Annotated in this window: 12 protein-coding genes and 3 pseudogenes; 6 read left to right on the top strand and 9 right to left on the bottom strand. The window is 60.7% G+C overall.

What is annotated here, in order from left to right:
• Positions 1–43: 43 nt before the first annotated feature.
• The 3 genes from HEP69_RS08140 to HEP69_RS08130 form a co-directional block, all read right to left on the bottom strand.
• Entirely contained in the window at positions 44–1,327 is a 1,284-nt protein-coding gene (locus HEP69_RS08140) for an ABC transporter substrate-binding protein (RefSeq protein WP_290558054.1), read from the bottom strand.
• An 83-nt stretch (positions 1,328–1,410) separates the two neighbouring features.
• Complete coding sequence (locus HEP69_RS08135) at positions 1,411–2,487, bottom strand: branched-chain amino acid ABC transporter permease (protein ID WP_290558053.1); 1,077 nt, start codon at positions 2,485–2,487, stop codon at positions 1,411–1,413.
• Complete coding sequence (locus tag HEP69_RS08130; RefSeq protein ID WP_290558052.1) at positions 2,487–2,744, bottom strand: hypothetical protein; 258 nt, start codon at positions 2,742–2,744, stop codon at positions 2,487–2,489. The genes HEP69_RS08135 and HEP69_RS08130 overlap by 1 nt, the downstream gene beginning before the upstream one ends.
• A 117-nt stretch (positions 2,745–2,861) precedes the next feature.
• Between HEP69_RS08130 and HEP69_RS08125 the strand changes: the two genes are divergently transcribed.
• Positions 2,862–3,167 carry an SHOCT domain-containing protein gene (locus HEP69_RS08125; protein ID WP_290558051.1) on the top strand — a complete coding sequence of 102 codons (306 nt, stop codon included), beginning with the start codon at positions 2,862–2,864 and terminating at the stop codon, positions 3,165–3,167.
• A 33-nt stretch (positions 3,168–3,200) separates the two neighbouring features.
• On the opposite strand, the gene HEP69_RS08120 is transcribed toward HEP69_RS08125, so the two are convergent.
• The 5 genes from HEP69_RS08120 to HEP69_RS08100 form a co-directional block, all read right to left on the bottom strand.
• Positions 3,201–4,205 (bottom strand): branched-chain amino acid ABC transporter permease, encoded by a 1,005-nt coding sequence (locus HEP69_RS08120; protein WP_290558050.1) that lies wholly within the window; start codon positions 4,203–4,205, stop codon positions 3,201–3,203.
• Positions 4,206–4,285: 80 nt separating this feature from the next.
• Positions 4,286–5,104 carry an ABC transporter ATP-binding protein gene (locus tag HEP69_RS08115; RefSeq protein ID WP_290558049.1) on the bottom strand — a complete coding sequence of 273 codons (819 nt, stop codon included), beginning with the start codon at positions 5,102–5,104 and terminating at the stop codon, positions 4,286–4,288.
• Positions 5,105–5,231: 127 nt separating this feature from the next.
• Positions 5,232–7,202, bottom strand: a complete 1,971-nt coding sequence (locus HEP69_RS08110) for an AMP-binding protein (protein WP_290558048.1) — start codon at positions 7,200–7,202, stop codon at positions 5,232–5,234.
• Between the two features lie 251 nt (positions 7,203–7,453).
• The gene (locus tag HEP69_RS08105; RefSeq protein ID WP_290558047.1) at positions 7,454–7,663 is read right to left on the bottom strand and encodes a helix-turn-helix transcriptional regulator; all 210 of its coding nucleotides are present in this window, start codon (positions 7,661–7,663) and stop codon (positions 7,454–7,456) included.
• Positions 7,663–8,202 (bottom strand): DUF2975 domain-containing protein, encoded by a 540-nt coding sequence (locus HEP69_RS08100; protein WP_290558046.1) that lies wholly within the window; start codon positions 8,200–8,202, stop codon positions 7,663–7,665. Before HEP69_RS08100 ends, HEP69_RS08105 begins: the two co-directional genes overlap by 1 nt.
• Before the next feature lie 79 nt (positions 8,203–8,281).
• Here HEP69_RS08100 and HEP69_RS08095 point away from each other — a divergent pair, with 79 nt between their 5' ends.
• The 5 genes and pseudogenes from HEP69_RS08095 to HEP69_RS23735 all read left to right on the top strand — a co-directional run.
• Entirely contained in the window at positions 8,282–8,827 is a 546-nt protein-coding gene (locus tag HEP69_RS08095; RefSeq protein ID WP_290558045.1) for a hypothetical protein, read from the top strand.
• Positions 8,828–8,866: 39 nt separating this feature from the next.
• The gene (locus tag HEP69_RS08090; RefSeq protein ID WP_290558044.1) at positions 8,867–10,768 is read left to right on the top strand and encodes a PAS-domain containing protein; all 1,902 of its coding nucleotides are present in this window, start codon (positions 8,867–8,869) and stop codon (positions 10,766–10,768) included.
• The gene (locus HEP69_RS08085) at positions 10,765–11,469 is read left to right on the top strand and encodes a response regulator transcription factor (protein ID WP_290558043.1); all 705 of its coding nucleotides are present in this window, start codon (positions 10,765–10,767) and stop codon (positions 11,467–11,469) included. Before HEP69_RS08090 ends, HEP69_RS08085 begins: the two co-directional genes overlap by 4 nt.
• A gap of 26 nt (positions 11,470–11,495) precedes the next feature.
• Positions 11,496–11,621, top strand: a pseudogene (locus HEP69_RS23740) (hypothetical protein); the annotation flags it as partial.
• Between the two features lie 37 nt (positions 11,622–11,658).
• Positions 11,659–11,820 (top strand): annotated as a pseudogene (locus HEP69_RS23735) (DUF6434 domain-containing protein); the annotation flags it as partial.
• Between the two features lie 170 nt (positions 11,821–11,990).
• Here HEP69_RS23735 and HEP69_RS08070 read toward each other — a convergent pair.
• Positions 11,991–12,212, bottom strand: a pseudogene (locus tag HEP69_RS08070) (IS5/IS1182 family transposase); the annotation flags it as partial.

Here is a 12,212-nt window from a genome sequence, read left to right as displayed (position 1 = left end):
GGAACCCGGCCGCCACATCCGCGCGGCGGCCGGAGACATTCCATCAGTTGCAGTTCGAGCCGATGTTGTTTTCAGCGGCATAGGCTGCGCTGTCCTCTTCGATCAGCGGGCCGATCACATCGCCATCGGTGGGCTTGAAGCCAGAGATCAGCGACCAGGTGCCGGTGTCGGCATCCCATTGGGTCACCCCGACCAATGCGTCGCCACCGTGGTTTTCGCAAGTCACGGTAAAGGCCGGACCAAAGTTGGGCAGACCCAGCTCGGCCATCTTGGCTTCGGTGATTTCCAGCGCTTCCATACCGTCGCGCATCATCGCAGGTGTGATATCCGCAACGCCGTGGATATCTTGCGCGGTCTTGGCGGCCTCGGCAGCCAACATCGCCGCATAGAGACCCCGGTTATACAGAACTGTACCGATCTGATCGCCCGCACCGGCGGCCAGACCCTTGTCGACCACATACTCCTGGATCTCGGCAAAAATCGGGAAATCGCTGCCGACACCGTGGAACGTCAGCGCCTTATAGCCGTCGGCGGCTTGCCCCGCGGGCAACACGTCGTTTTCAGACCCGGACCACCAGACACCGATGAAGTTCTCCATCGGGAAACGGATGTTCGCGGCTTCCTGGATGGCCACCTGGTTCATCACGCCCCAGCCCCACATCACGACATAGTCGGGACGTTCGCGCCGGATCTGCAGCCACTGCGATTTTTGCTCCTGCCCGGGATGGTCGACCGCCAGTTGCACCAGCTCGAACCCATGCTTCTCGCTCAGGTTTTCCAGGGTGCGGATCGGCTCCTTGCCATAGGCGGAGTTGTGATAGACCAGCGCGACTTTCTTGCCCGAAATGTCACCGTTATTGGCCTCAAGCAGATAGTTCACGGCCCCCGAGGCGCCATCCCAGTAATTTGCGGGATAGTTGAACACATGGCTGAACACATCGCCGTTCTTGGCCGATGTCCGGCCATAGCCCATCGAGTGGATCGGGATATTGTCGGCTGTCGCCTTGGGGATCAACTGATAGGTGATCCCGGTCGAAAGCGGCTGATACACCAGCGAGCCTTCGCCCTTGGTCGCTTCATAGCATTCGACCCCTTTTTCGGTGTTATAGCCGGTCTCGCATTCCAGAATGCGGGCCGCTACGCCGTTGATGCCGCCGTCCCGCTCGTTCAGCAGCGTAAAATAATCGGCATAGCCATCCGCGAACGGGATCCCACCCGATGCATACGGTCCGGTCCGGTAGGACAGCGATGGGAACACCAGGTCCGCCATCACGGGCCCCGCGGCCATCAGCGCGCTGAGCGCCACTGCGGTTAGTTTTAATTTCATCGGGTCGTTCCTCCCTTTGGTTTTGGTCCGATGTCGTCTCTTTGCCGTAGGGCGGGACTTGTCCCGCCACCCGGCGGCTTCATTCAATGTGGGAAGGGCCAGAGCCTCAGCTTTTCCTTGGCCACCCGCCACAGCTGGGCCAAACCGTGCGGCTCAAGCACCAGAAAGAGGATGATCAAGAGGCCCACGACGACCAGTTGGATATGCGCCACGATATCGGTGGGCCAACCCAGCAGATCGACGCCGAAAAGCTTCAGAAACACCGGCAGTACCACCAGCAGCGCCGCGCCCGCAAACGAGCCAAAGATCGACCCCAGACCACCGATGATGATCATGAACAGCACGATGAAGGATTTCTGAATACCAAAGACCTCGCCCACTTCGACGGCCCCCAGATAGACCGCGAAAAACAGAGCGCCCGAGATCCCCACAAAGAACGAACTGACGGCAAAGGCGGTCAGTTTGGCCTTGAGCGGGTTCACCCCGATGATCTCGGCGGCGATATCCATATCGCGGATCGCCATCCAGCTACGCCCCAGCGTGCCCCGTGTCAGGTTGCGTGCGATCACCGCCGAGCCAAAGACAAAGACCAAGCATATCATGTACATCGCCCAGGGTTCGACATTCGCGCCGGTCACCGGCACACCGAACACGGTGCGCTCGGGTGCATTAATCTGACCGGAGGCTGAATAGTTATAAAACCACGACACCTTGTTAAAAAGCCAGACGAGGAAGAACTGCGCCGCAAGCGTCGCCACAGCCAGATAAAACCCCTTGATCCGCAACGATGGCAGACCGAAAAGCGTGCCCACCGCCGCCGTGATCCCGCCTGCGAGGATGATGTGGATCACGATGTTCACTTCGGGAAACCCGGTCATCAGCTTATAGCAGGCATAGGCGCCCACAGCCATGAAACCGCCCGTCCCCAGGCTGACCTGCCCGCAATATCCAGTCAGGATGTTCAGGCCGATCGCCGCGATCGAATAGATCAGAAACGGCACCAGGATCGCGTTCACCCAATAATCGTTGACCAGAAACGGGACCACCGCAAAGGCCACGGCCAGAACCGCGTAATAGCGGTAGCGGTCGAACGCGATGGGAAAGGTCTGGTTGTCGGCAGTGTAGGAGGTCTTGAAATCTCCGGCCTCGCGATAGAACATCAGGCGTTCCCCCCGTTCAGGTCAGTCTCGTCATAGGTTGGCGTGGCGCGGTTGGCCGGTTTGGCATAGCCCGTCGCCTCGGAATGGCGGATCAACTGGAAATAGGCCCACAGCCCGATGGCGCCGCCCGCTGCGGCCAGGATCGCGGCGGTGACCATTTGTCCACCCGCCTCCGTGCCCGCGCTGAGCGCCAGATACCCAAAGGCCCAAAAGCCCGACCAGGCGACCACATTCAAAACGGCAATCAGCTTGACCATGATAGCGTCCTTTCAACCCTCGCGGTGACGTTAACCCTGTCACAGGCTTTCGCGGTTTTGCCCCATTCCGCCCGCATTTCCCCAGCACAGACAGCGCCGGAGAAAGGAGCAAGGACCATGACATCCGTCCGCGACCAGATACGGCTCTTGGAGGCCAAGCATGCAAACGACGCACTCTCGGACGAAGAGTTCGAGCGCCGCAAATCAGAGATCTTCGATGCCATCCCCGAGGTGCGGGAGATCGCGCCGACGCAGATCCCCGACGACACCGGCGCCCTGTCTTGGCTGCTCGCCTCAATTGGGATGGTCGGGGTCATGGCCGTCCTGACTTTTCTGATTGGCGATCTGACGATCGCCGCCACGCTTGTTGCCACGCTGATCGCCGCGGTCGCGGTACGCGCATATTGCAAGCTCGATGGCTGAGGCGGGCGCGCCGGACCTCCGGCCCCAGGCAGCTCAGACCCTCTCAATGATCTTCTCCCCAAAAAGGCCCTGCGGACGAAACACCAGAAACAAAAGCGCCAGAACGTAAGCGAACCAGTTCTCGGTCGCCCCGCCGATCATCGGACCGATGGCGAACTCGAAAAGCTTCTCGCCCACCCCGATGATCAGCCCGCCCACAATGGCGCCGGGGATTGATGTAAATCCCCCCAGCATCAGCACCGGCAATGCCTTGAGCGCGATCAGGCTGAGCGAGAACTGCACACCGGATTTCGCCCCCCACATAATGCCCGCGACAAGCGCGACAAAGCCCGCCACCGACCACACAAGGATCCAGATATAGTTGAGCGATACCCCCACCGACAAAGCCGCCTGGTGGTCGTCGGCCACAGCGCGCATGGCGCGGCCCTGTTTGGTATATTGGCTAAACGCCACCAGTGCCGCCACCAGGATAACCGCCACGATTGTCGCGGTGATATCCAGATTGTCGATAAAGAACCCATAGCCGAACCACCCGAAAGTGGCCTCGTCTATCGCCACATTGATTCCTTGCGGCAGACAGGTCGTATCGGTCAGACAAACATCCAGCTTCTTGATCTCGGCGCCCCACATCAGGTCCGCGGTGCCCTCCAGCAGATACGCCAGACCGATGGTCGCCATGAAAAGGATGATCGGTTCCTGCCCGACCAGATGCCGGAAAATGAACCTCTGGACCGCCCAGGCCAAGCCGACCATCACCACAACCGTCAGCAGGATCGCGACGATCGAATGCAGTTCCCACCCGAAATAGTGGATCTGGGTCCCAAAGATCGCGTTGATCAGATGCGAAAACGGCACCTGCCCGTTCTGAATACCCACAAAGGTCATCGCGGCGAACAAGGCCATCACCCCCTGGGCAAAGTTGAAGATCCCCGAGGCCTTGAAGATCAGGACAAAGCCAAGGGCTACCAGCGCATACATCACCCCGGCCATCAGACCGTTCAGGAACACTTCCATCGCGAAAATCAGCTGTTCAGGCATTGGTCGCTCCTATGCGTGGCGTCTGTCTGTCATCGGTCAGAGAAATAGAGGTAGGGCATGGCGCCCGCATCGGGCCGAGATCAGTCATGCGAAACCCCCAGATAGGCGTCGATCACATCTTGGTTGCTGCGCACCTCGTCCGGCGTGCCATCACCGATCTTCTTGCCGTAGTCCATCACGACCACCCGGTCGCTCAGATCCATCACCACGCCCATGTCATGTTCGATCAGCGCGATCGTGGTCCCGAACTCGTCATTCACATCCAGGATAAAGCGGGACATGTCCTCTTTTTCCTCGACATTCATGCCTGCCATCGGCTCATCCAGCAGCAAGAGCGACGGCTCGCCAACCAGCGCCCGCGCCAGTTCCACGCGCTTTTTCAACCCGTAAGGCAGACGCGACACAGGCGTCTTCCGAATATGCTGGATTTCCAGGAAATCGATCACACGCTCGGCCTTTTCGCGGTTCTCGACCTCCTCGCGCTCGGCCCGGCCCTTCCAGATCGCCTGCCGAAAGATGTTGCTGTCCATATGGGTCAACCGCCCGGTCATGACGTTGTCCAGAACCGACATGCCCTCAAACAGCGCGATGTTCTGAAACGTCCGCGCTATGCCTTGTTGTGCCACTTGATAGGGTTTCATGGGCGGGCGCTTGCGCCCGCGGTACCAGACCTCGCCCTCTTGCGGATTATAAAACCCAGAGATGACGTTCAGCATCGAGGATTTGCCGGCCCCGTTCGGTCCGATGATCGCCCGGATCTCGCCTTCGCGGATATCAAAGGAGATATCCTTGATCGCCACCACGCCGCCGAATCGCAAGGTGATGTTCTTCATTTCCATCACCACGCCGCCGATCTTGCGACCATCCTCGGTGGTGTAGCCTTCCGTCTGATCCAGCATCAGATCCAGCCCTTCTTCTCTTTCAAAATACGGCGGCGCGCAACCAAACCCAAAGAGGCCGACCCCGACATACGGGCCGCTCTGCGGGTGGGCGGGCGGGGCGAAGACGCAGTCGAGCGGCGCACCGTCATTCCGCCGCCAGTTTCGCCGCCACCGCGCTCACCGCGGCCTCGCGCACTTCCAGCGTCGCGTTGATATGGCCCTTGCGCCCATCCTCATAGGTCACTTCCGTCCTGGTCGAGACCTCCTTGGATCCATCGTAGAGCGCCGCGATGATATCGGCATATTTTTCCTCGATGATCCGGCGGCGCACCTTGCGGGTGCGGGTGAGTTCTCCGTCATCGGCGTCAAGCTCCTTGTGCAGCACGACAAAACGATGCACCTGGCAACCCGACAGCATCTCGTCCTCGGCGACCGAGCGGTTCACCTCTTCCACATGATCCTGGATGGTCGCCATCACCTGTGGGTGTCCCGCCAGCTCCTGATAGGAGGCATAGGCGATGTTGTTGCGTTCCGCCCAATTGCCAACCGCGGTCAGGTCGATATTGATAAACGCCACACATTCCTCACGCCCGTTGCCGAACACCACGGCCTCAAGGATGTTGGGATAGAATTTCAGCTTGTTCTCAACGTATTTGGGCGCAAACAGGCTGCCATTTGCCATCTGGCCCACATCCTTGGCCCGGTCGATGATGCGCAGATGCCCGGTGTCGGGCTCGATAAAGCCCGCATCCCCCGTGGCCACCCAACCTTCGGCGTCTTTGGTCCCGGCGGTGCTTTCGGCGTTCTTGTAATACTCCACAAACACGCCCGGAGAGCGATAGAACACCTCGCCGTTCTCGGCGATCCTCAGCTCCACATTCGGGCTGGGAACGCCCACGGTATCCGAGCGCACCTCGCCATCGGGTTGCGCTGTGATGAACACCGTCGCCTCTGTCTGCCCATAAAGCTGCTTGAGGTTGATCCCCAGCGAGCGATAAAAATCGAAGATCTCCGGTCCGATCGCCTCACCCGCAGTATAGCCCACGCGCACCTTCGAGAATCCAAGCGTGTTTTTGAGCGGGCCATAGACAAAGAGGTGGCCCAACCAGTATTTGAACCGGTCCATCCCGCTCACCTGCTTGCCGTCCAGGATGGCCGGACCCACCTTACGCGCATGGGCCATGAACGTGTCAAAGAGCCACTTTTTCATGCGGCTGGCATCTTCCATCCGAATCATGACGTTGGTCAGTTGGGTCTCGAACACCCGGGGCGGTGCAAAGTAATAGGACGGCCCGATTTCGCGCAAATCGGTCATCATTGTGTCCGCGCTTTCGGGGCAGTTCACACAGAACCCGGTCCAATAGGCCTGCCCCACCGAAAAGATGAAATCGCCCACCCAGGCCATCGGCAGATAGGCCAGGATATCATCTTCACGCTTGAGGTGGTCGAACTCGGACGAGGACTTCGCCGTCTCGATGATGTTCCGGTTCGACAGAACCACGCCCTTGGGCTTGCCCGTCGTGCCCGATGTATAGAGCATCACACAGGTGCTGTCGTAATCCAGTTTCTCGCGCCGGGCCTTGAGTTCGTTGATAAATTCGTCATAGGCCGCCCGACCCTGCTTCTGCACGTGGCTGAACTGATGCAGGTGCGAATGGTCGTATTTCCGCAAGCCCCGCGGATCGAGATAGATCATATGCTCGAACTGGTGCAGCTGATCCTGCACCTCGATCACCTTGTCGACCTGCTCCTGATCGCTGACGATCACGAACCGCGCACCGCAATGGCCCAGAACATAGGCCATCTCTTCGGCCACCGCGTCCTGATAGAGCGGCACAGGGATCGCGCCCACCGATTGCGCGGCCACCATCGACCAATAGAGATATGGCCGGTTGCGCCCGATAATGGCGATGAAATCGCCTTCGTTCACGCCAAGGTTGATCAACCCCAGCGCCAGAGCCTCGATCTCCTTTTCGGTCTCGGCCCAGGTCCAGCTTTGCCAAATACCGAATTCCTTCTCCCGATATGCCGGAGCATCGGCAAATTGGGTGGCATTGCGATGAAGCAGCGCCGGAATGGACACATGTCCTCCGACGCCCGTCTGCGAAGTCGCCAAAATCTTTCTCCTCCCACACCGGCGCCTCCTCGCGCCGGGTTTTGATCGCTTGTGCGATTCTTCCCCCTAGGGAACTGGGTCAAAGGCTCTGCGTCAACTTTTTCGTGATGTTTTCTCAATCCTTACGAATTGTAACACCATCAAATAGTATCGGGCCGACGTGCATCGTGACCTCAGCCAGACACGGATCAGAAGAGAGCGACGATGCCTTGAAACGGCCACGGACCACAGCGCGGCGGGCGCGGTTCTGCTCAGTTCGAAGGGTCCGCCTCCAGCAGATCGCCCGGCTGACAGTCCAGCACCTCGCAGATCCGGGCCAGCGTCTCAAACCGGATCCCTTTGACCTTGCCGGATTTCAGCAGACTGATGTTCTGTTCTGTGATGCCGACACGTTCCGCCAGTTCCCGCGATCTCATCTTGCGCCGCGCCAGCATCACATCCAGTCGCACGACTATCCGCATCAGACAAAACCCCGGTTTTCCTCGGCAATGTCCGCCGCCTGCCGGATCGTGATCCCGATCAGCAAAAGCAACGCCCCCCCGATGAAAAAGCCCATGCTCTGCATGTTGATGGACACGACCAACTGCCTTTCGCCCACAGGATTGTCCCAGCTCAGCAACACCGACGCCGCCATCCCGTAGATCACCATCGTCGCCGGCAGAACCAGCAGTGCAAGGCCGATCCGCCGGACATAGTCACCGCAAGCCGCACTCAGCGCATCCCCCGCCGCATAGAGCCGAAAGAGACCGTTCATGTTCCAAAAAAGTATCAGCTGCACCGCCACCGAAAGCACGCCCACCGCCAGCAACGCATAGATCGTACCGGCTGAAATCTCGCGATCCACAGACCCGACCGGCGCCGCATCCAACAGGATTTGCCGACCCAGCTCAGGCTGCACCAGCACGGCCAGCACGCCGCCCGCCAAGGCCACCATCACCACAATCGTTAGATTGGACAGCGCGCGCGCCCAGCGCCGCGTGCGGATCGACAAATCAGACATATCACACCTTCTTGACTTCGCCTTCTAAATCTAAAAATTAATGTATTACGATAATTTTTATCTGTCAAAGGTGATTCCCATGATCTTGAAACCCGCTCTGGCCAGCCTGGCCGCCCTGTCGCTGGCCGCCTGCGCCTCTGTCGTACCCTCAGGGGCGGCGCGGCTCTCCTCCGTGTCCCCCGTAACGACCGATCCCGCCGATTTTGCCGTCTTGCTGCAATTGCCCCCTGGGCTGGCGGTACGTCCGGGGTCGCCCCAAATGGCCCTTTCGGCCACGCGCACCGATACGGGCGAGACCAGCACCGCGACCTATGTCCTGGAGGCATCGCCGCCAGATGAGGCAGGCAACCGCACCTACCGCGTAGCACCCGGCGACTATGCCTCGCTGCGCGCCCAGCAATCCCTGATCGCCCTGTGGAAGTCCGAGAATGAGCGCGCAACCTCAGGGTCGCTCAGCGTCGGCCTGGAGGGATGCAGCCTCGGTGCGGGCCCAGCGCCGAATGCCACCGTCTCCGCGCTGGTTCAAGCGGCACCGAACCAGCCCTTCATCCAAGTGTTGCGCGATGTCAGCGTCGCCGAGATCGCCCGAGCCGCTGGCATGGAGGAAATCCGCCCCTGTTCCTGATCGTTGGCAGATGCTAGCCCTTCCTGGGGGAGAACAGTGATGGACCCGCAGGATCACCGGACAGAGGCTTTTACCACCGCAGGCCTCAATCTGATTGCACAGGCGCTGTCGATCTATGACAGCGACCTGTGCCTTGCCGTCTGCAATCGGCGGTTTCGCGACATGTTCGATCTGCCCAAAACGCTCGTCACACCTGGCGCGCGGTTCGAGGACACGATTCGCCATCTCGCCGAAGTCGGGGATTACGGCCCTGTCGACGACATGGATGAATTCGTCGCCATCCGGGTCCGGCAGGCACGCGCATTCGCGCCCCACTATATGGAGCGCACCCGTGCCAATGGCCGCACGATCAGCGTCGAAGGCTCTCCGCTGCCGCAAGGGGGATGGGTCACCGTTTATACCGACATCACGCGCGCCAAACGCTCCGAGCAGCTTCTGCGCGCACGCTCCGAGGAGCTGAGCGATCAGGTCCTGGCCCATGCCGAAGAGCTGTCGGCCACCAACCGCCAGCTTGCCGCCACCATCACCGCCCTGGAAGAGACCAAGCGCCAACTGACCGAGGCGGAGGCGCGCACCCGGCTGACCACCGAGATGATGCCCGCCCATATCGCCCATGTGGATCGCAACGGGCTCTATACCTTTTCCAACCGCAAGCTCAGCGTGGTGCTGCCCGGTCGCCCGACCGATCTTTTGGGACAACCGATTTCCGATGTACTGGGTCCTTCCGCCTATGACCGCATCGCGCCGCACCTGGCGCGCGCCTATCGGGGAGAGGCGTCGGTGTTTGAGTTCACCGATGCCCAGAGCTCCCGCCGGATCCGCGTGGCGTTCACGCCCGAAGTCTCGGGCGGCGTCTATATTCTGTCGATGGATGTCACACAGGAAACCCAGGCGCGGGTGGCGCTCCAGCAAACCCGGCGCCGGGCGCTGGCCGCGCAGATGGTCAATGGCGTGGCGCATGATTTCTCGAACCTGTTGACGATCATCCTGGGGATGCAGAGCAAGCTGGCGCGGATGGATCTGGGTCAGGACGCCCAGGGTCTGATCGCCGCCACGCAAACAGCCGCCCGGCGCGGGGGCACATTGCTGAACCGGATCGGCGATATGACAGGGCACCGCACTTACAGCCCGCGCCAGACCGATCTGCACGGGTTGCTAAGCGATCTCAAGACGCTGGCCACCCCGACACTGCCCCAGGCGACCGGGCTGAGCGTGCTGGATCACAGCCCCGACACGCCCCTGCTTCTGGATCCCGGTATGTTGCAGGACGCGCTCCTGAACCTGATCCTGAATGCGCGAGACGCCTGCGGCACGTCAGGCCAGATCACGGTCAGCGCCCATGCCATCCAAGACATCTGGATCGAGATTTCGGTCACCGACACCGGACCCGGGTTTTCCGATCAGGCGATGGAACATGCGGTCGATCCGTTCTTTACCACCAAGGGCGGCGAGGGGTCCGGCCTGGGCCTGCCGATGGTCTATGACATGGTCAAACTGTCGGGCGGCGATCTGCGGCTGTCGAACACACCCACCGGCGCCTGCGTCGCCCTGCGCCTGCCCTATCGCCCCGCACCCCAGCTCAGCGACGGCCTGACCCTTCTGGTGGAGGACAGCGATGCCTTGCGCGCTCAGGTCCGCGATATGCTGGTCGATCTCAATCATTCGGTGATCGAGGCCGCTTCGGTCGATGAGGCCGTGGCCCTGGCCGCCGATCTGCCCGATATCGGCCTGATCCTGTCGGATATCCGCCTAGAAGGCAGCGCGACGGGCATTGACCTTTTGGAACGAATGGCGAGCAGCGGCATTCCGATGATCCTGATGACCTCCCTGCCTGCGTCCGACCCGCTGCGCCGCGCCGCCGAAGCCCGTGTGCCGGTGTTGCAAAAACCGTTCGCGGCCGGGGATCTTGCGGCGCTGCTGCACCCGGAGGCCGCACAATGAGTATGCCGTTGGTTTCCATTCTGGACGATGAGCCGGAAATCCGCCAGATGCTGACCGAAGCGCTGGAAGAGGCCGGGTTTCGCACCCAAAGCTTTGCCCGCGCCCGCGAGTTCGAGGCATCCCTCAAGCGCGGCACGCCGGACGTGTGCCTGGTGGATCTGTCTCTGCCCGATACCGACGGTCTGGCGCTGGTGCACCGTCTGGCCCTCGAACGCGGTGCCGCGGTGATCATCATCTCGGGCCGCGCGCAGGTGCAGGATCGCGTGACGGGGCTGGAACTGGGGGCTGATGATTACATCACCAAACCCTTTGACCCGGCCGAGGTCGTGGCCCGCATCCGCGCCCGCCTGCGCGGTGGCATGCGCGCCCTTCCCAAGGCGGGAGACACGGCTCGGTTCAACGGCTGGACCGCGCATTTCGACCGCTATACGCTTGAAAATGAAGCCGGGACCGAGACACCGTTCTCCCATGCGGAAGGCGAGGTTCTACGGCTCTTCCTGCAAAACTCCAAACGCCTGATCAGCCGTCAGCAGATGCAGGAAACGCTGGGCGGAGCGGCGGGCGAAAGCTTTGACCGGGCGATGGATGTGCGCATCTCGCGCCTGCGCACGAAACTGGGCGAGGACCCCAAGAATCCCCGCCTGATCAAGACGATCTATGGCGCGGGCTATATCTTTCTGGGTGACGTAAACTGGAGTTGAATGGGACGCGCCTTAATTCAGCGCGTATGAGTGTCAAACCCGCCCCCACCACCCCCATGAATGCCGAGGCCTTTGACCGTTGGTATTGGGACATGCCCGAGCTTGTGACGAACTGCGATACGCTGGGCCTGCCGCACACGGCCGGCAAGGATGCGTTGCGCGCGCGGATCCTGACGTATCTCCGCACCGGTGAAATCGAACGCGCGCCGCGCCAAGGGGCGGTTCATCTGGGCCAGCGCAGAGTTGACGCCCCGGACCGTGATCACCCAGACGGTCTCCTTCGGCCCCAATGTCCAGGGCATTTTCACCGCCCAGATCGGGGAGGGGATTGTCTGCCATTCCGATCTCATGGACTGGGTGCGCGCCAATCCGGGCAAGACGCTGGGCCAGGCCATTGCCGCCTGGCATGCGCTGGAGGCGCGCAAGGACGACCCCGATTTTCGCCGCGAGATCGCACCTCACAGTAATTACCTGCAATACCTGCGTGACTATCGCGTCGCCAATCTAGGGTCTGTTGAGATTCACTTTGAATTCAGGAGAGCTGCGCAGGCATTGATGATTGCGGTGAAGCTGAGATCAGTTTTGTCCGTGCGCAGTGCGATACGGCGAAAGTCTTTGAGATCACAGAAGAAGTTCTCTACCAAATGCCGCCACTTGTACATCTCCCGTTCAATTCCCAAGGGGGCCTTTCGTTGGGGGCGTTGGGATATACAATTGTCGGTTCCCCGGGGTTTCATCTTTTG

The sequence above is a fragment of the Aestuariivita sp. genome (genome assembly GCF_021404545.1).
Taxonomy (GTDB): domain Bacteria; phylum Pseudomonadota; class Alphaproteobacteria; order Rhodobacterales; family Rhodobacteraceae; genus Aestuariivita.
The sequence above is the reverse complement of the archived record's forward strand: the minus strand, read 5'-3'. Positions and strand labels throughout refer to the sequence as shown.